This window comes from Vibrio sp. 970 (genome assembly GCF_033339075.1).
In genome coordinates this window covers 26630-43756 of the sequence record NZ_JAWOTW010000017.1, presented here as the reverse complement: position 1 = coordinate 43756, position 17127 = coordinate 26630, and the positions used below count along the sequence as shown (strand labels likewise).

Sequence of the window (17127 nt, the reverse complement as noted above, 5' to 3'; positions counted from 1 at the left end):
AATCATGGGGAGAAAGCGAAATTCTTGTTATCCTATTGTTCATCAAAGACAAGATGTGAAAGACAATGGATATTAAACAGCAGGTTGCTGAGCAACGTACCGAGCTAGAGCAAGCCGTCGCAAGAGCCTTAAAGCTTGCATCGGCAAAATCTGACGCCGCCGAAGTCGCAATTACTAAAAGCACTGGTTTAAGTGTTTCAACTCGTATGGGTGAAGTAGAGAATGTCGAGTTCAACAGCGATGGTGCGCTGGGCATTACCGTTTACCGAGGTCAACGCAAAGGCAGTGCTTCCACGTCTGATTTAAGTGAAGCGGCAATCGAGCAAACCGTTATAGCGGCGCTAGATATTGCACATTACACATCTGAAGACCCATTTGCAGGCCCTGCAGCAAAAGAATACATGGTGCAAGATATCCCTGAGCTTGATCTTTTCCACCCTGACGCACCCGATCCAGACTATGCTGCCAATGTGGCGATTGCAGCAGAAAAAGAGGCGCTAAGTTATAACAGTGCAATCAAACAAAGTGATGGCGCGAGTTATGATAGTCATTACGGCGTGAAAGTGTATGGCAATAGCCATGGCTTATTAGCTAGTTATGCGTCTAGCCGCCATAGTACTAGCTGTTGTGTAATTGGCGTTGGTCAAAACGGCGAGATGGAACGTGATTACAGCTACACCGTGGCACGTCATCGTGATGACTTATGGACCCCAGAAACGGTGGGTCGTAAGGCGGCAGAGAATACGGTTAACCGCTTAGATGCGCAGCGTCTAAAAACAGGTCAATACCCAATCATGTTTGCGGCTGATGTTGCGACAGGCTTGATTGGCCATCTCGTTATGGCGATCAGCGGTGGTAACCTGTACCGAAAATCTTCTTTCTTACTTGACCATCTAGGCAAACAAGTGCTTCCTGAATGGTTCAATATCTCAGAACGTCCGCATGTATTGCGTGGTTTGGCATCAAGTCCATTCGATAGTGAAGGTGTGTACACTCAAGACCGTGAGATCATTACCGACGGTGTGCTAGCAACTTATCTGTTAACCAGTTATGCCGCACGTAAAATGAAGATGACGCCGACAGGTCACGCTGGTGGGATTCATAACTGGTACGTGAAGTCGACAGGCCAAAACTTCGAACAAATGCTTAAAGAGCTCGGTACTGGTCTTCTAGTGACAGAAGTCATGGGACAAGGTGTGAACGTGGTAACGGGGGATTACTCTCGCGGTGCCGCAGGCTTCTGGGTTGAGAATGGCGAAATCCAATACCCAGTATCAGAAATTACCATCGCAGGTAATCTAAAAGACATGTTCACCAAGATTGTGGCGGTTGGTAGTGATATTGAAACGCGCTCACAAATCCAAACGGGCTCTATCCTACTGGATACCATGAAAGTGGCGGGTGAATAAGCTTTTCTAGCAATTCAGAATCAAAAAAGCCTGATGTGTTCATCAGGCTTTTTCGTTTTTTCTGTTAGGTAATCAGTATTGTGGCAAGCCCTAAGAAGACAGATAAACCAATCACATCCGTCACCGTTGTTAATGCCATACCACCAGCTAAAGCAGGATCGATGTTCATTTTTTTCAATAGGATTGGAATCGTTACTCCTGCAATACCTGCGACCAATAAGTTGGTCAGCATGGCGGCGGAAATGATTCCTCCGAGCATCCAGTTACCTTTCCAAGCAACAACAATACCACCAATAATCAGCGCCCACATGATACCGTTGAGTAAGCCGATCGAAGCTTCTTTCATTAACAGTTCGCGTTTGTTTGAGTCACCGATATGACCAAGAGCAAGACCACGAATCACTAGTGCGACGGTTTGGTTACCAGCGACACCACCCATGGACGGAACAATCGTCATCAATACTGCAATGGCCGCCATTTGATCTAATGTGGCCTCAAACATATTAGAAACGGAAGCAGCAGCAAGGGCGGCTAATACGTTAGCGCCAAGCCAGATACTGCGTTTGCGAGCTGATTTTACAACAGGCGCGAAAGTATCTTCGTCATCGTCCATACCCGCCATACTCATCATCGAGTGTTCCGCGTCTTCACGAATAACGTCAACCACGTCATCGATGGTGATACGACCGACCAAATGCAAGTTTTCATCAACAACAGGTGCAGATACCCAATTACGGCGTTCGAACAGACTCGCAACATCTGAGTCGCTAGTATCGACGGTGATGGCCTCGTCCGCGTCTTCCATTACATCAATGATTTTTACGTCTGGCTGAGTGGTAATAAGCGTCGTGATCGGCAGTTCACCGATGAGCTTACTCTCTTCATCGATCACATACAGGGCATCCGTAGCTTCTGGAAGCTCGCCTTTCATACGTAGATAACGCAAAACTACGTCCACATCGACGTCACCACGAATTGTGATGACGTCGGTGTTCATTAGTCCACCCGCAGTGTCTTCTGGGTAGGATAGGGCGGTTTCGACCCGTAGACGGTCAGAGGAGTCCATTTGCGACAGGACTTCGCGTGACAGGTTGTCAGGCAAGCTACGCAGTACGTAAGCCACGTCATCGGTATCCATGCCTTCTGTCGCTTCTGCAAGCGCTTCTGGTGCCATTTTGGATACGAGGCTGTCTTTGACGTCTTCGTTCAGCTCGTCAAGGATTTCACCATAATCTTCAGGGTCGGTGAGTTGCCAAAGAACTTCACGGCTCTTCCGTGGGGAGGCTTCTAAAAGGTGAGCGATATCCTCAGGTTCCATGTCCTGTAATTGACGACGAACATGGACGAAGCGACCATTTTCTAGCGCTTCTGTGACTTCTTGGAGGGCTTGGTGAGCTTGGTCGAATTCAATTTGCTCTGCCATTCATTCCTCCCAATTCCTGATATTTACAATGCGTTGAATAATAACTTAATTCTAGGCGCCTTTTAATAACAACTTATGATACTAAGCAAATTTATTTATTAGGTCAGGGAAGAGAAAGATAATGGGAGGTAAGAAAAAAGCGAGTAAACTACTCGCCTTCATCAAATTTATCTTCGATCAAGTGGCAAACGGCATCCAGTGCTTCTTCCGCTTGCCCACCCGTTGCGTGGATCGTGACGTATTGTCCTTGAGCGGACTCTAGCATTAACAGGCCCATTACGCTGTCTGCTGTGGCGGTTTTGTCTTCTTCATTGTCGATGGTGATGACCGCTTCAAAGCTCTGTGCCAGTTCGACCAGTTTGACTGCTGCACGAGCATGTAAGCCAAGGCGGTTTTGAATCAATACTTTACGACTTAACTCCACGGCTACTCCTTAGCGTTTTTCTCTAGTGAGGTATGGCGAATTTGTACTTGGTGTCCTTTGTTGGCGAAGTATTCACCGATTTGCTGAGTTAAGTACACCGAGCGGTGCTTACCACCAGTACAACCTATTGCAACGGTCAGGTAGCTGCGGTTGTTTTTCTCAAGCAGAGGTAACCAATTCTCTATAAAGCTTTCAATTTGATATTTCAAACTTAACACCGATTGGTGTTGCTCTAAAAATGCGGCGATAGGAGTATCCAGACCTGTAAGCGGGCGCAGTGCTGGTTCCCAATGTGGGTTAGGTAAGAAGCGAACGTCAAATACGTAATCGGCATCGGAAGGCAGGCCGTATTTAAAACCAAAAGACTCAAATACCATAACGAGCCCTTTGCGATCTCTGCCTTCAACGCGCATACGCACGGTTTCACTCAATTCATGCAAAGACTGCCCACTACTATTTAGGACCAGATCTGCATGCGCTTTGAGTGGCGTCAAAATTTGCTTCTCACGCTCGATGGCTTGATCGAGCGAGAGGGAGGTGCCACCTAAAGATAACGGGTGAATTCGGCGTGTTTCGCTGTAGCGTTTGAGTAGCGTTTCTTTATTAGCGTCCAAGAAAAGCACGGTCACATCAAGCTCAGTTTTTAACTGTTCTAGTGTACTCGTCAGTTCTTTTAGCTTTTTAGGAATATTACGAATATCAATGCTGACTGCAACATTCTGTTTGCTGTCAGCAACAGAATGAACAAATGCGTCCAGCAAGTTAACTGGCAGGTTATCAACACAGTAGTAACCTAAGTCTTCCAGTACACGAAGCGCAATACTTTTACCGGCACCTGAGTGCCCGCTAACAACGATTAGTCGCATGGAGTTAGTCCTGCTTATTGGTGAATCATGATGTCGTAAAGTTCTTCATCACTCTGAGCATTACGCAGTAGTTTTAATACTTGCTTATCGCTCAGACGTTCTGCCATAGAGGATAGAGTCTTGAGGTGCTCTTTGCACTGTTCTTCTGGTACAAGGAGCGCAAAAAGAAGATCGACAGGTCGATTGTCAATCGCATCAAATTCGATTGCTTCATCACATTGCAGTAAGACAGCAATGGCCTTGTCGCTTGATTGCATTCTCGCGTGAGGGATCGCAATACCGTTTCCGATACCGGTACTGCCCATTTTTTCTCTATTGAGCATGCATTCGAACAGCTCGGTAGAATCTTGGCCCGTTTGATCAGCCACGATACGGCTGATCATTTCAAGGGCGCGTTTTTTACTCGTGCAGTGGACCGCACTTTTGGTGCAGTCCAATGACAGTATTTCGCTCAGTTGCATGATTAATGACTGTTTAGTTTTTCTTTGTGCTTATTAAGTTGGCGAACCAATTTATCTACCAGCGAATCGATCGCGGCATACATATTTTCGTCATCGGCTGATGCGTGGATTTCGCCTTGATTTATGTGAAGCGTAGCTTCCGCGATTTGAGTAATTTTTTCAACTTTTAGTACAACATGCACTTGATTGATATGGTCGAAGAACCTTTCGAGCTTCTGAAACTTAGAATTTACATAGTCTTGCATTGAATCGGTAAGATCAACGTGATGGCCTTGAATATTGATTTGCATAGACTTTCCTTTTCAGTTAGTGCCTTATAATAGGCGTTTACGCTGACTTGAAGGGGCAATTCCCAAGGATTCGCGATATTTGGCTATCGTACGTCTTGCGACCTGAATCCCTTGGTCAGCCAGAAGAGCAGCAATCTTGCTATCACTCAGTGGTTTGGCAGTATTCTCTGCTGCGACCAGTTTTTTAATGAGTGCACGAATTGCTGTTGACGAACATTCTCCGCCGTTGTCAGTACTAACATGGCTAGAGAAGAAGTACTTCAATTCAAAAATACCACGTGGTGTATGCATAAACTTTTGCGTTGTTACACGAGAAATCGTGGATTCATGCATGTCCACAGCCAAAGCGACATCATTGAGTACCATTGGCTTCATGGCTTCCTCACCATACTCGAAGAAATCTTGTTGATGTTCAACAATACATCTTGCAACTTTGAGTAGCGTCTCGTTTCTACTCTCTAAGCTCTTAATTAACCATTTTGCCTCTTGCAAATTGCTGCGGATGTACTGGCTATCCGCGCTATTACCTTTGCCTAATTGAGCATATTGTTGATTTACTTTTAATTTTGGCACGCTATCCGGGTTTATAGAAACGGTCCATTTGCCATTGTCTTTAAAAACGGATACGTCTGGAATTACGTACTCGGTATCATCAGGAGTGATGCGACTACCTGGACGAGGATCTAACTGTTGGATAAGCTTTAAGACTTCACGCAGATCGGCTTCTTTCAGCTTAGTCTCTTTGATGACGAGCTTGTAGTCACGGTTGCCTAGGTGATCAATATGATCCGCAAGTATCATTTTGGCTTCAGCAAGCCATGGCGTGTCTTCTGGGAAGGTCGTCAGTTGCAGTAACAAACATTCTTGTAAGTTACGCGATGCAACGCCAAGAGGATCGAATTGTTGAATGCGTTTACGAACGGCTTCTACTTCGTCTAACTCTATCTCTTCATTATCGAAGCTCTCATGAATCTCTTCAGGCGACAAAGTTAAATAGCCGTAGTCGTCAACAGCGTCAATAATCGCTAATGCAATCGTGCGGTCGGTTTCACTGAATGGTGTTAGGTCAAGCTGCCACATGAGGTAATCATGTAATGATTCAGTGGTTTCGCCTTGGTAGACGGGCATATCATCATCAAGAGCTAAGCCAGTGCTACCAGTATTCGCGCTGTAGACGTCATCCCAAGTCGTGTCGATTTCAAGTTCAGAGCTAATTTCTGATTTCTCTATCACATCGGAGCTATCTGGAACGTCAATTTCTGTTGGTTCGCTAGCACTGTTGCTATCAGCAGCCTCGACCGCTGACTTATCTTCACCGTTTGCTAGAGGCTCGTCTTGGCCTTCTTCAACTTCCAATAATGGGTTTGAGTCCAACGCTTCTTGGATTTCTTGTTGAAGATCGAGTGTCGACAATTGCAATAAGCGAATCGCTTGCTGCAACTGTGGCGTCATGGCTAACTGCTGACCTAGCTTGAGTTGTAATGAAGGTTTCATTCAGTGTTACTTACCTTGTAATGCTCAGAATCTTACCGTTCCTAATATAATCATAGACGGAATTGTTCGCCGAGATAAACTTGTTTCACCTGTTCATTATTGAGAACTTCTGCCGGAGTTCCCGATGCAATTAGGTGCCCTTGGCTCACGATATAGGCTTTTTCACATACGTCCAGTGTTTCACGTACATTATGGTCAGTGATTAACACTCCGAGACCACGATCGCGCAGATGCTCAATGATTTTCTTGATGTCATTAACCGAAATTGGGTCAACACCAGCGAAAGGTTCATCCAATAAAATGAACTGAGGGTTGGCCGCTAAAGCTCGAGCGATTTCCACCCTGCGTCGCTCACCCCCTGATAGTGCCATACCAGCACTGGTTCTGATGTGCTGGATGTGGAATTCTTCCAACAAATCTTCCAGTTTATCTTGGCGCTCTTCCCTCGTCATTTCTTGACGAGTTTCAAGTACGGCCATGATGTTATCTTCTACTGAAAGCTTACGGAAAATCGACGCTTCTTGCGGAAGATAGCCAATGCCAAGTCGTGAACGGCTATGCATCGGCAAAATACTGATGTCATTGTCGTCAATGGTAATGGTGCCTTCATCGCGAGGTACTAAGCCGACAATCATGTAAAACGAGGTGGTTTTACCCGCACCGTTTGGACCGAGCAGCCCAACAATCTGACCAGATTCAACTTCTAAGCTAACATCAGTGACGACTTTGCGTTTTTTGTAGCTTTTCGCCAAGTTTTTCGCACTCAGTACTGCCATATTAGTTCTCTATCTGATTGGGTTGCAAAATGGTCGTAACGCGCTCTTCCTTAGAGCTATCTGCGACTAGCTTTTGTTTACCAATTTGGTAACGAATCGAAGAACCTTTGATGGTGTTGTTGTCTTGCGCCAGCTGCGCTTGACCTTTCATGGTCAGTTCGTCTGTAGAAATACGGTAATCCAACTCCGTAGCTTGACCACTAAGTGTTTTACCATCGTCCATCAGCTGAGAAAACTTCGCAGGTTTACCAAATGCTTGAATCTGTTTAATTGCTTCGGTTTTAGGATCGCGAGTTACCACGATTCTATCAGCATCGATATTGATGCTCCCTTGCTTAAGAGATACATCGCCTTCAAAAACAACCTGGTTACTCTTCATATCCACCTGTTGGGTGTCAGAGTTTATGTAAACCGGCTGTTGAGTATCCGACTTGAGTGCCAGCGCTTGAGGCGCCGCCAATACCAGTGCCAGTAGGCTAAGGTGTAACGGTTTCATATCGACCTTGAACTTCATCTGTCAGAGTCGCAGTATGCTGTTTTAAGTTGCCTTGCATTGCGCCTCCAGTAGTTTCAAATTGTGGTCCAACCAACATCACTTGTTGGTCAGCTTTAAAATCACGATTGGTTAGATTAATGACCAATTTGTCTGTTGCCATGGTATCAAAACTCGCACCAGGCAGAAGATTTTGCATTAAGACTTTGTCATATAAAGTCAAAACTTGGTCTTCATCTAACACTGCTCTTGTGGCAGTCACCTTCCATTCAATGACGCTACCTTCACGGTAAACCATCAAAGTCGGGTTATTAAAAATAGTATCTCCACTCTTAGCATAATGGTCTAAGTTAGTGGAGCGAATGATGTAACTGCGGACACCATCTTCACCGTAGGTGATGTTTTCTAATCCAGAACCACTGAACATGGGCAGTTCAGAATCTGGTGCTACTTGAATTGCGTCGTTGCCTTTAGGGGTTAGTAGGTAATAACCGCACCACGCTACAACGAAGATCAAGAGCAAATAAATAAGGCGAGTAAAACTCATATAATGAAGGCCTATCGTTTAGCTCAGTACTTCCCTGACCATTGCCTTTATTCGTCTAATAAATGATTTAAATGTTTGTGCTGATATTACATCACGCCAGCTTTTAGTAAATCGTGCATGTTCAGTGCACCCACAATTTTTTCGTCTTTACATAAAATCAGAGCGTTAATGTTTTTATTCTGCATCAAGTTCAAACCTTCAACCGCCAGCATATCAGGGTGTGCTGTGGTTGGGTTTGTCGTCATGACCTCGCCAATTGCCGTCGTATGAATATCGATACGCTTGTCTAAGGTACGACGTAAATCACCATCGGTGAATATACCAAGCATAGCATCGTGCTCATCGACGATGGCTGTCATGCCTAACCCCTTTTCTGAAATTTCAAGCAGGGCATCGCGAATTAATGCGTCAGGAGAAACTTTAGGTAACGCTTCTCCAAAGTGCATAATATCAGACAACTTAAGTAGCAGTTTTCTCCCCAGTGCACCACCTGGGTGAGATAGGGCAAAATCTTCGGCAGAAAAACCACGAGCTTGAAGCAGAGCTACGGCTAATGCATCTCCCATCACTAATGTGGCAGTCGTACTGCTAGTTGGCGCCAGGCCTAACGGACAAGCTTCTTGAGGTACCGTAATTTGCAGGTGTAAGTCAGACAGCTTGGCCATATTTGATTCTGGCTTACCTGTCATGCTGATGATCTTAATATTCAGGCGCTTTAATACTGGAAATAGAGACAGAATTTCGTTTGATTCACCAGAGTTAGAAATTGCCAGCACAATGTCACCAGGGCTAATCATACCCAAGTCACCATGTGCGGCTTCGCCTGGATGAACGAAAAACGCCGAAGTCCCAGTGCTTGCCAGAGTGGCGGCAATCTTGTTACCAATATGGCCTGACTTGCCAATACCCATAACGACAACTTTGCCGTTGTTGGAAAGGATAAGTTCACACGCTTTTTCAAATTGATCATCAAAGTAGGTATCTAGCTCTTGCAGAGCAGCAACTTCGATATCAAGAACTTGTTTAGCAGCAGCGCGAAAATCAAATTGATTGGACATATCAGATCTCTACTTATTGATCGTGGTAATTAAGCGGTCATGTTTGCGAATAAGTACACTTGGTAACCTAAGAAGCACACAAACAAGATGGCACCTTCAATACGGTTAATACTGCGTGATTTACCCAAACACATCGCGACAAGTAACAATGAAACGCCTAACATGACCCAGAAGTCACGTCCCATCGCGTACTCACTGAGCACCGATGGATTAATGATGCCAGGAATCCCCATTACCGCCAGAATGTTAAACACATTCGAACCGATAATGTTACCGACAGCCATGTCGTCTTCACCCTTTAAAACTCCCGCAAGTGATGCGGCCAGTTCAGGCAGGCTAGTGCCAATTGCGATAATAGTTAGACCGATAACAAGGTCGCTCATACCAAAGTGTTTAGCAATAATTACCGCGTTATCAACCAGCATGCTGGCTGCCAAAGGAAGCAGTATCAAGCCAATAACCACCCACATGATTGCTTTAGGGTTACTGACGCCTTCAGGGATCTCTGACTCTTGGTCATCAAGAAAAACATCACCTGATTTTTGCTCTTTGCGGCTGATTTGCAACATAGCAAATAAAAATGCCCCAAAGAGTACAAACAATAAGACACCCTCATAAAAACCGAGATGGCTATTCCAAAGCAGAATACCAGCGAGTACGGTTACGGCTATCATGAGTGGAAGTTCTCGGCGGATGACGGCGGAGCTAATCGACAAAGGCTTGATCAGCGCTGTAATACCTAGGATTAACGCAATGTTCGCTATGTTTGAGCCTAATACGTTACCCACCGCTGTATCTGTTTTACCATCCCAAGCAGCGGTTGCAGATACCATCATCTCAGGGGCAGATGAGCCCATCGCAAGGATTGTCATGCCGATGACAAGCGGGGAAATACCGACGTTGCGGGCTATCGCTGCAGAGCCAAAAACAAGTTTATCTGCACTCCAAACAAGCAAAACAAGACCGACTATAAGCAACGCAACGGCTTCGAGCATGAGAATTCCTAAGTATTAAATAAGTAAAATGAATAACCGCTAATTTTGACCTTTTGCGGCCTAAAATGGAAGATAAACGAAGAATAAATTAAAGGTTAGTAACGAAAATGTATGTAAATCTCACTCATTTAAATGAGCAATTCTGGTCTAGGATTTAAACACTTCGTGCTAATTAGGTCATAAACCATGAGAAATTGCAGGGATATAGTCGACTTTATTTAATTGAACAGTGCTTTAAATTCAACGCCAATGTGCTTATGATTGCAGCCTAATAAATGTACCGACGTTACTTTATTAAACGTAGAATTCAACTCCGATGAGTATCTGCTTGATGATTCCGTGAGTTGCAACGCTCCTACAGTAGAAGAGATGATATGTCGAACAACGATTTAGTCACCGTGAACAACCTCACTTTTTCACGGGGAGAACGCATGATCTTTGATGATATTGATCTGCATGTTCCTGAGGGCAAAGTGACGGCCATTATGGGACCATCGGGAATTGGTAAAACAACACTGCTGCGTTTGATTGGTGGTCAGTTGTATCCCGAGCAAGGAGAGATCTGGTTTGATGGCGACAATATTCCCTCTCTCTCGCGTAAAAAACTCTACCATGCTCGAAAGAAAATGAGCATGTTGTTCCAGTCAGGGGCTTTATTCACTGATTTGAATGTTTTTGATAATGTCGCCTTTCCATTGAGAGAGCATACCGATTTATCGGAAGATTTGATTCGCACCATGGTGTTACTCAAGCTCGAAGCTGTCGGTCTACGCGGCGCGGCGCAATTAATGCCGAGTGAGCTTTCAGGTGGTATGGCAAGACGCGCTGCTTTGGCTCGTGCAATCGCACTTGATCCTGACCTGATCATGTACGATGAGCCGTTTGTGGGGCAAGACCCAATCACTATGGGCGTTTTGGTTGAGCTAATTAGCAATCTAAACCAAGCGTTAGGTTTGACCTCTATTGTGGTTTCTCACGACGTACCTGAAGTCATGAGTATTGCTGACTGGGTATACCTGATGGCCGATGGAAAAATCATCGCCTATGGTACGCCAGAAGAGCTGACTCAAAACTCTGATCCTCGTGTCCAGCAGTTCTTACAAGGTGATGCCGACGGTCCTGTACCGTTTCGTTTCCCTTCTCAAAGTATCGAAAAGGACTTATTTGATGGTCGATAACTTCATTCACTTTGTCGCCTCGCTGGGTCGACGCACGCTTTCTATTTGCGGAGCATTTGGTCGTGCGACTTTCATGTTGATTGGGGCGCTATTTTCTAAGCCACAACCGATCAGAAGCTTTCCTCTGCTTGTTAAGCAACTTTATTCTGTTGGTGTTCAGTCGCTGGCGATCATCGTCGTATCTGGTCTGTTCATTGGAATGGTTTTGAGTCTACAAGGCTATGTTGTGTTGGTGGATTACGGCGCAGAAGGCAGTTTGGGGCAAATGGTAGCGCTTTCGTTACTCCGTGAATTAGGACCCGTTGTTACTGCACTTTTGTTTGCTGGTCGTGCCGGTTCTGCGTTAACCGCAGAGATAGGTCTAATGAAAGCAACGGAACAACTGTCTAGCCTTGAAATGATGGCGGTAGACCCATTGAAACGAGTGATTGCACCACGGTTTTGGGCTGGGGTTATCTCAATGCCTTTACTGGCTATGATTTTCATGGCTGTGGGAATTTGGGGCGCTCAGCTTGTTGGTGTTGACTGGAAAGGCGTTGATCACGGTAGTTTTTGGTCAGCGATGCAGTCCTCTGTTGAGCTAGGACAAGACATTGGTAACAGTATGATCAAATGTTTTGCGTTTGCAATTACGGTTACTTGGGTCGCTCTATTTAACGGTTATGATGCTATTCCAACATCGGAAGGGATCAGCCGAGCAACTACGCGCACTGTTGTGCATTCTTCTTTAGCAGTACTAGGATTAGACTTTGTACTGACCGCATTGATGTTTGGGAATTAATCATGCAACAAACACGTAAAACTGAATTATGGGTTGGCAGCTTTGTATTAGCGGGAATTTGCGCGATTCTTGTGATGATTTTTCAAGTTGCTGACGTAAAAAGCATTGGCTCTGGTGATACTTATACCCTCAAAGCCGAGTTCGATAATATTGGCAGTTTAAAAGTTCGTTCTCCCGTAAAAGTGGGGGGCGTTGTGATTGGTCGAGTAAGTAGTATTTCGCTTAACCCAGACAACTTATTGCCAGTTGTAACACTATCTATCAATAGCAAATACAATCAGTTCCCAGAAACGTCGAGCGTACAAATTTTGACATCTGGCCTGATTGGTGAGCAATACATTGGTTTAGTACCTGGCTTCGTTTTTGATGATGAAGTCATGCTAGTGGATGGTGATACCATCGAAGACACCAAATCGGCGCTTGTGCTTGAAGACTTAATTGGTCAAGTACTATACAGCGTAGGTGGTTCAGACGACTCAAGTAAGGAATAACTATGTTAGCGAGATTACTACTTTCAGTTTGTGCTGTGTTTAGCGTCTTTGGAGCAACAGCAGCAGAGGTGGATAAAACTGAACCTTATAAGATGATGAAGCAGGTAGCTGAAGTCACGTTCGAAAGATTGAAAGCCGAACAGCCGAAAATCAAACAAGATCCAAATTTACTTAAAGTGATCGTTGAAGAAGAGCTAATGCCTTACGTCAACTACCGCTATGCAGGGTTAAAACTTCTTGGTCCAAACTTAAAAGGTGCTAAGCGTGAAGATGTACTTGAGTTTATCGATGCATTTCGTGCGTACCTGATTGCGTCTTATGCACAAGTGTTGACGCAATACTCTGACCAAAAAATTGAGTTTGGTCCTGAGCCTAGCATTGATGACTCTAAGCGTATTACAAGCATTAAAGTTGATATCATCGATACTCCGCGTCCAAACATCAAACTTGAGTTTAAACTGCGTAAAGACAACCACTCTGGTGAGTGGGAAGCATTCGATATGATTGCAGAGGGCATTAGTTTGCTTTCTAGTAAACAATCCGAATGGAACAGTAAAATTCGTCAAGAAGGTATTCTATCTGTTGCTAAAGACCTAGAAAAATTGGCCGCAGAACCGATCCGCTTCGAGGCGAAGAAATAATGGCCCAGACTCCCGTTCAGTGGCAATTGGATCAAAACATTCTTAAGCTAACAGGGGCACTTGATAGAGATACAGTGCCTTCATTGTGGGCGTATGCACAGCAATGGCAACCTGCTCAATCGGAGCTGGAATGCTCGCTAAAAGAGATAGAGCGCGTCGACTCTGCAGGAATGGTGATGTTAATCCACTTATTAGAGCATGCAAAAAAGCAAAACTGTCATATAATGCTCAGTTTCGTGCCGGCGCAACTGCGCACTTTGTTTCAACTGAGCAATGTTGAATCTTTAGTGGCCAAACACATACAGAATTATCAGGGGTAAATTGTGGATAGCGCAAAAGTACAACAGTTATTAGAAGAAGCACTAAACCTTCAAGAAGTGCATGTGAAAGGTGAAGGTAGCCACTATGAAGTGGTTGCTGTTGATGCTTGTTTCGATGGAATGAGCCGCGTTAAGAAGCAGCAGCTAATTTATGCTCCTCTGATGGAATACATCCAGCGTAACGACATTCACGCATTATCAATCAAAGCGTTCACACCAGAAGAGTGGGCTCGTGATAAGAAATTGATGTCGCTTTAAGGTTTATTGATGGAAAAGTTTCGAGTTATTGGGTCAGATAAACCACTAGTTGGTGAAGTGACCATTTCAGGTGCAAAAAACGCAGCACTGCCGATTTTATTTGCGTCTATCTTGGCGGAAGAGCCAGTAGAAGTGGCAAACGTACCACACCTTCGTGATATCGACACAACCATGGAATTACTTAAGCGTTTAGGCGCGAAAGTAAGCCGCAATGGCTCTGTTCATGTTGATCCAAGCAGTATTACAGAATACTGCGCGCCTTATGATTTAGTGAAAACCATGCGTGCTTCTATTTGGGCTTTAGGTCCTTTGGTGGCGCGCTTTGGTCAAGGTCAGGTTTCTTTACCAGGCGGTTGTGCCATTGGTGCCCGTCCTGTGGATCTGCATATTTCTGGTTTAGAGCAGCTTGGCGCAACCATTACATTAGAAGATGGTTATGTGAAAGCAGAAGTGGATGGTCGTCTAAAAGGCGCGCACATCGTGATGGATAAAGTCAGCGTAGGCGCGACGATCACCATCATGTGTGCCGCAGCGCTGGCGGAAGGCACAACAACACTAGATAACGCTGCGCGTGAGCCTGAAATCGTCGATACCGCTGATTTCCTAAATAAGCTTGGCGCAAAAATCTCTGGCGCTGGCACAGATACCATTACGATTGAAGGTGTTGAGCGCCTAGGCGGTTGTAAACACAACGTGGTTGCTGACCGTATTGAGACGGGAACATTCCTTGTCGCAGCAGCAGTATCTGGCGGTAAAGTGGTATGTCGCAACACTAATGCTCATTTGCTTGAAGCGGTTCTCGCCAAGCTGGAAGAAGCTGGCGCGCTTGTCGAAACGGGTGAAGATTGGATCTCCGTTGATATGACCGACCGCGAGCTAAAAGCGGTAAGTGTACGTACTGCGCCACATCCTGGTTTCCCGACGGATATGCAAGCTCAATTTACGCTTCTGAACATGATGGCGAAAGGTGGCGGCGTGATCACAGAGACTATCTTTGAAAACCGCTTTATGCACGTACCAGAACTCATGCGTATGGGCGCTAAAGCTGAGATCGAAGGCAATACGGTTATCTGTGGTGATGTTGAGTCACTCAGCGGTGCGCAAGTGATGGCAACCGATCTACGAGCTTCGGCTAGTTTGGTTATTGCAGGTTGCATTGCTAAAGGCGAAACCGTCGTTGATCGTATTTACCATATCGACCGTGGTTACGACAAAATCGAAAATAAACTGGCTGCACTTGGCGCAAATATTGAGCGAGTGAGCTAGGCAAGTTAAACTGCACCGCAGGTAACTTGGATATCAAGAGAGCCGAAACCTGAGTTTCGGCTTTTTTATATCACTCTCATGACCATATTTTCCATTTATGGAAAGAGAGATATTAATAGCTGTATCTGGCAAAAGCCGGTTCCTGGAGAACAAGAATGATTGCACTGTTACGTGTATTTGCTGTCGCTATCTTTGCGATTGTTATGTTTATTGGTGGTTGTGGTTACTGCCTATTAAGCCCTAGAAACCCTAAGCACGTTTTCACTTTTGGCCGTTTGTTTGCCAAGATGTCTCGTGTGTTTGGGATTAAGTTAGAGTTGCGTATCCCTGAAGATGCGTATTCACGAGGCCAACATGTTTACATTGCTAACCACCAGAACAACTGGGACATGTTTACTGTTTCTGCGGCTGTGACTCCGAAAGTTGTGACAGTAGGTAAAAAGAGCTTGGCTTGGATGCCACTGTTTGGTCAGCTTTACTGGCTTACGGGTAACATTCTGATTGACCGAGCGAATCGTTCTAAAGCAAAAGGTACTATCGATCAGGTCGTGAGCAGTATGAAAGAAAGTGATGTTTCTGTGTGGATGTTCCCAGAAGGCACGCGTTCTCGTGGGCGTGGTTTGCTTCCATTCAAAACAGGTGCTTTTCATGCGGCAATTGGTGCAGGTGTGCCAATCATTCCTATCGTATGTAGCTCGACGAATAAAATTAAGCTGAACCGTTGGAACAATGGTCATGTGATTGTTGAAATGCTACCTCCAATCAGCACTGAAGGCTATGGTAAAGAGGGCATTCGCGAGTTAGCGAATATCTGTCGTGAACAGATGAAAGAGAAGCTTGAATCGTTAGATGAAGAAGTCAAACAGCGCAACGCTGCTTAAGTTTTACTGCGATATCATCACGAAAAGACAATAAAAAACGGGTAGCCTGAGCTACCCGTTTTTTTATGTTTGTCAGCAAGTGCAATTATTTGCGAACTGCAATTGCTTCAATCTCGATGCCAACATCTTTTGGTAGGCGAGCCACTTCTACACAAGAGCGTGCAGGGTAGTTTGCTACGCCGTGCTCATCAAAGAACTTGCCGTAAACTTCGTTCACTGTGCCAAAGTCATTTAGGTCTTTAACAAAAACCGTTAGCTTTACAATATCAGATACTTTAAGACCTGAAGATTCAACTACAGCCTTTACGTTTTCTAGAGACTGACGAGCTTGTTCTGCGATATCAGCAGACACTTCACCTGTCGCTGGGTTTACTGGGATTTGGCCAGAAGTAAGAACCATGTTACCTAGATCTACGCCTTGAACGTAAGGACCGATTGCTGCTGGTGCAGACTCAGTGTGAAGTACTTTCGTCATTTGATTTTTTCCATCAGTTGTAGGGAATAAAGATTCTCAGTTTGCCTCTAAACCCTCGGTAGGTAAAGAGCAAAATACCCTGACATTGCAGGGTATTTTAAACGTATCACAGCCTAGTCGTGCGGCGTGTTTATCGCTCGGTTACGATCTCGCGTGAGAACACTTTCTCGCAGTATTTACACTTTAGGCGGATTTCTTGTTTTTTCTCGAACACGCTAAAGCTGCTTTCTACTGGTTCATTATGAGAAATACAGTTTGAATTCGGGCATTCAAATACATCATTGATGCGCTCAGGAAGCTCTAACGCGAGCTTTTTCACCACTTCATAATTCTCGATTTGATTCACGGTCGCGTGAGGAGCATACAACGCTAGCTTGCTCGCTTGCTCTTCATTGATAAACACATTTTCGATTTTGAGTAGATCTTTATGACCGAGTGCTGATGATGGCAAGTTCAGTCCAATCGTTACGCGTTGTGATGAATTGTGCATATCGAACAGTCTTAATACTTTGATGCCGATTTGCGCAGGGATGTGGTCGATGACCGTACCATTTTTGATTGCTTCTACCTGCAATTGAGTTTCTTTAGCCATGATTTTTC

The 17127-nt window shown here is 44.9% G+C and carries 22 protein-coding genes; 9 read left to right on the top strand and 13 right to left on the bottom strand.

Annotation, left to right across the window (positions count from 1 at the left end):
* The first annotated feature begins 65 nt into the window (after nt 1-65).
* Nucleotides 66-1409 carry a metalloprotease PmbA gene (pmbA, locus tag R7Q11_RS20550; RefSeq protein ID WP_005381122.1) on the top strand — a complete coding sequence of 448 codons (1344 nt, stop codon included), beginning with the start codon at nt 66-68 and terminating at the stop codon, nt 1407-1409.
* A 64-nt stretch (nt 1410-1473) separates the two neighbouring features.
* On the opposite strand, the gene mgtE is transcribed toward pmbA, so the two are convergent.
* From mgtE to R7Q11_RS20495, 11 genes are all read right to left on the bottom strand, one after another.
* Complete coding sequence (gene mgtE, locus R7Q11_RS20545) at nt 1474-2832, bottom strand: magnesium transporter (RefSeq protein WP_005381121.1); 1359 nt, start codon at nt 2830-2832, stop codon at nt 1474-1476.
* A 148-nt stretch (nt 2833-2980) separates the two neighbouring features.
* Complete coding sequence (locus R7Q11_RS20540) at nt 2981-3256, bottom strand: HPr family phosphocarrier protein (RefSeq protein ID WP_005381120.1); 276 nt, start codon at nt 3254-3256, stop codon at nt 2981-2983.
* 2 nt (nt 3257-3258) lie between these two features.
* Entirely contained in the window at nt 3259-4122 is an 864-nt protein-coding gene (rapZ, locus tag R7Q11_RS20535) for an RNase adapter RapZ (RefSeq protein ID WP_149191738.1), read from the bottom strand.
* Between the two features lie 14 nt (nt 4123-4136).
* The gene (gene ptsN / locus R7Q11_RS20530; RefSeq protein WP_005381116.1) at nt 4137-4583 is read right to left on the bottom strand and encodes a PTS IIA-like nitrogen regulatory protein PtsN; all 447 of its coding nucleotides are present in this window, start codon (nt 4581-4583) and stop codon (nt 4137-4139) included.
* Nucleotides 4584-4585: 2 nt separating this feature from the next.
* On the bottom strand, nt 4586-4873 hold the full coding sequence (gene hpf, locus R7Q11_RS20525; protein ID WP_005381114.1) for a ribosome hibernation promoting factor: 288 nt from the start codon (nt 4871-4873) through the stop codon (nt 4586-4588).
* Nucleotides 4874-4897: 24 nt separating this feature from the next.
* Nucleotides 4898-6367, bottom strand: a complete 1470-nt coding sequence (locus tag R7Q11_RS20520) for an RNA polymerase factor sigma-54 (protein ID WP_005381112.1) — start codon at nt 6365-6367, stop codon at nt 4898-4900.
* Between the two features lie 50 nt (nt 6368-6417).
* Complete coding sequence (gene lptB / locus R7Q11_RS20515) at nt 6418-7143, bottom strand: LPS export ABC transporter ATP-binding protein (RefSeq protein WP_005381111.1); 726 nt, start codon at nt 7141-7143, stop codon at nt 6418-6420.
* Between the two features lies 1 nt (nt 7144).
* On the bottom strand, nt 7145-7639 hold the full coding sequence (gene lptA / locus R7Q11_RS20510) for a lipopolysaccharide transport periplasmic protein LptA (RefSeq protein ID WP_005381109.1): 495 nt from the start codon (nt 7637-7639) through the stop codon (nt 7145-7147).
* The gene (gene lptC / locus R7Q11_RS20505) at nt 7620-8183 is read right to left on the bottom strand and encodes an LPS export ABC transporter periplasmic protein LptC (RefSeq protein WP_005381106.1); all 564 of its coding nucleotides are present in this window, start codon (nt 8181-8183) and stop codon (nt 7620-7622) included. Before lptC ends, lptA begins: the two co-directional genes overlap by 20 nt.
* A gap of 86 nt (nt 8184-8269) precedes the next feature.
* Nucleotides 8270-9241 (bottom strand): arabinose-5-phosphate isomerase KdsD, encoded by a 972-nt coding sequence (kdsD, locus tag R7Q11_RS20500; RefSeq protein WP_005381104.1) that lies wholly within the window; start codon nt 9239-9241, stop codon nt 8270-8272.
* A gap of 29 nt (nt 9242-9270) precedes the next feature.
* On the bottom strand, nt 9271-10236 hold the full coding sequence (locus tag R7Q11_RS20495) for a calcium/sodium antiporter (RefSeq protein ID WP_005381102.1): 966 nt from the start codon (nt 10234-10236) through the stop codon (nt 9271-9273).
* A 374-nt stretch (nt 10237-10610) separates the two neighbouring features.
* On the opposite strand from R7Q11_RS20495, the gene mlaF reads away from it, so the two are divergent.
* From mlaF to R7Q11_RS20455, 8 genes are all read left to right on the top strand, one after another.
* Entirely contained in the window at nt 10611-11414 is an 804-nt protein-coding gene (gene mlaF / locus R7Q11_RS20490) for a phospholipid ABC transporter ATP-binding protein MlaF (protein ID WP_005388422.1), read from the top strand.
* Nucleotides 11404-12195, top strand: coding sequence for a lipid asymmetry maintenance ABC transporter permease subunit MlaE (mlaE, locus tag R7Q11_RS20485; RefSeq protein ID WP_005381100.1), 792 nt, complete (start codon nt 11404-11406; stop codon nt 12193-12195). The genes mlaF and mlaE overlap by 11 nt, the downstream gene beginning before the upstream one ends.
* Nucleotides 12196-12197: 2 nt before the next feature.
* A complete protein-coding gene (gene mlaD / locus R7Q11_RS20480; RefSeq protein ID WP_005381099.1) occupies nt 12198-12686 on the top strand; it encodes an outer membrane lipid asymmetry maintenance protein MlaD in 489 nt (162 codons plus the stop codon).
* 2 nt (nt 12687-12688) lie between these two features.
* Complete coding sequence (gene mlaC, locus R7Q11_RS20475; protein WP_017821301.1) at nt 12689-13327, top strand: phospholipid-binding protein MlaC; 639 nt, start codon at nt 12689-12691, stop codon at nt 13325-13327.
* Complete coding sequence (locus tag R7Q11_RS20470) at nt 13327-13647, top strand: lipid asymmetry maintenance protein MlaB (protein ID WP_054728869.1); 321 nt, start codon at nt 13327-13329, stop codon at nt 13645-13647. Before mlaC ends, R7Q11_RS20470 begins: the two co-directional genes overlap by 1 nt.
* 3 nt (nt 13648-13650) lie before the next feature.
* Nucleotides 13651-13905, top strand: a complete 255-nt coding sequence (ibaG, locus tag R7Q11_RS20465; protein ID WP_005381092.1) for a BolA family iron metabolism protein IbaG — start codon at nt 13651-13653, stop codon at nt 13903-13905.
* 9 nt (nt 13906-13914) lie between these two features.
* Nucleotides 13915-15171, top strand: a complete 1257-nt coding sequence (murA, locus tag R7Q11_RS20460; RefSeq protein WP_005388419.1) for a UDP-N-acetylglucosamine 1-carboxyvinyltransferase — start codon at nt 13915-13917, stop codon at nt 15169-15171.
* Nucleotides 15172-15326: 155 nt separating this feature from the next.
* Nucleotides 15327-16052 carry a 1-acylglycerol-3-phosphate O-acyltransferase gene (locus R7Q11_RS20455; RefSeq protein WP_005381088.1) on the top strand — a complete coding sequence of 242 codons (726 nt, stop codon included), beginning with the start codon at nt 15327-15329 and terminating at the stop codon, nt 16050-16052.
* Nucleotides 16053-16137: 85 nt separating this feature from the next.
* Here R7Q11_RS20455 and R7Q11_RS20450 read toward each other — a convergent pair whose 3' ends face one another.
* Nucleotides 16138-16527 (bottom strand): RidA family protein, encoded by a 390-nt coding sequence (locus tag R7Q11_RS20450; RefSeq protein ID WP_005381087.1) that lies wholly within the window; start codon nt 16525-16527, stop codon nt 16138-16140.
* A 130-nt stretch (nt 16528-16657) separates the two neighbouring features.
* Nucleotides 16658-17119, bottom strand: coding sequence for an aspartate carbamoyltransferase regulatory subunit (pyrI, locus tag R7Q11_RS20445; protein ID WP_005381086.1), 462 nt, complete (start codon nt 17117-17119; stop codon nt 16658-16660).
* Nucleotides 17120-17127 lie beyond the last annotated feature (8 nt).

Coding starts and splice junctions, on each gene's coding strand:
- mlaC (WP_017821301.1), top strand. CDS start 12,689: ATGTTAGCGAGATTACTACTTTCAGTTTGTGCTGTGTTTAGCGTCTTT.
- mlaF (WP_005388422.1), top strand. CDS start 10,611: ATGTCGAACAACGATTTAGTCACCGTGAACAACCTCACTTTTTCACGG.
- kdsD (WP_005381104.1), bottom strand. CDS start 9,241: ATGTCCAATCAATTTGATTTTCGCGCTGCTGCTAAACAAGTTCTTGAT.
- hpf (WP_005381114.1), bottom strand. CDS start 4,873: ATGCAAATCAATATTCAAGGCCATCACGTTGATCTTACCGATTCAATG.
- mlaE (WP_005381100.1), top strand. CDS start 11,404: ATGGTCGATAACTTCATTCACTTTGTCGCCTCGCTGGGTCGACGCACG.
- ptsN (WP_005381116.1), bottom strand. CDS start 4,583: ATGCAACTGAGCGAAATACTGTCATTGGACTGCACCAAAAGTGCGGTC.
- R7Q11_RS20455 (WP_005381088.1), top strand. CDS start 15,327: ATGATTGCACTGTTACGTGTATTTGCTGTCGCTATCTTTGCGATTGTT.
- rapZ (WP_149191738.1), bottom strand. CDS start 4,122: ATGCGACTAATCGTTGTTAGCGGGCACTCAGGTGCCGGTAAAAGTATT.
- mgtE (WP_005381121.1), bottom strand. CDS start 2,832: ATGGCAGAGCAAATTGAATTCGACCAAGCTCACCAAGCCCTCCAAGAA.
- lptA (WP_005381109.1), bottom strand. CDS start 7,639: ATGAAACCGTTACACCTTAGCCTACTGGCACTGGTATTGGCGGCGCCT.
- R7Q11_RS20470 (WP_054728869.1), top strand. CDS start 13,327: ATGGCCCAGACTCCCGTTCAGTGGCAATTGGATCAAAACATTCTTAAG.
- R7Q11_RS20495 (WP_005381102.1), bottom strand. CDS start 10,236: ATGCTCGAAGCCGTTGCGTTGCTTATAGTCGGTCTTGTTTTGCTTGTT.
- murA (WP_005388419.1), top strand. CDS start 13,915: ATGGAAAAGTTTCGAGTTATTGGGTCAGATAAACCACTAGTTGGTGAA.
- R7Q11_RS20520 (WP_005381112.1), bottom strand. CDS start 6,367: ATGAAACCTTCATTACAACTCAAGCTAGGTCAGCAGTTAGCCATGACG.
- R7Q11_RS20450 (WP_005381087.1), bottom strand. CDS start 16,527: ATGACGAAAGTACTTCACACTGAGTCTGCACCAGCAGCAATCGGTCCT.
- mlaD (WP_005381099.1), top strand. CDS start 12,198: ATGCAACAAACACGTAAAACTGAATTATGGGTTGGCAGCTTTGTATTA.
- lptB (WP_005381111.1), bottom strand. CDS start 7,143: ATGGCAGTACTGAGTGCGAAAAACTTGGCGAAAAGCTACAAAAAACGC.
- pyrI (WP_005381086.1), bottom strand. CDS start 17,119: ATGGCTAAAGAAACTCAATTGCAGGTAGAAGCAATCAAAAATGGTACG.
- pmbA (WP_005381122.1), top strand. CDS start 66: ATGGATATTAAACAGCAGGTTGCTGAGCAACGTACCGAGCTAGAGCAA.
- lptC (WP_005381106.1), bottom strand. CDS start 8,183: ATGAGTTTTACTCGCCTTATTTATTTGCTCTTGATCTTCGTTGTAGCG.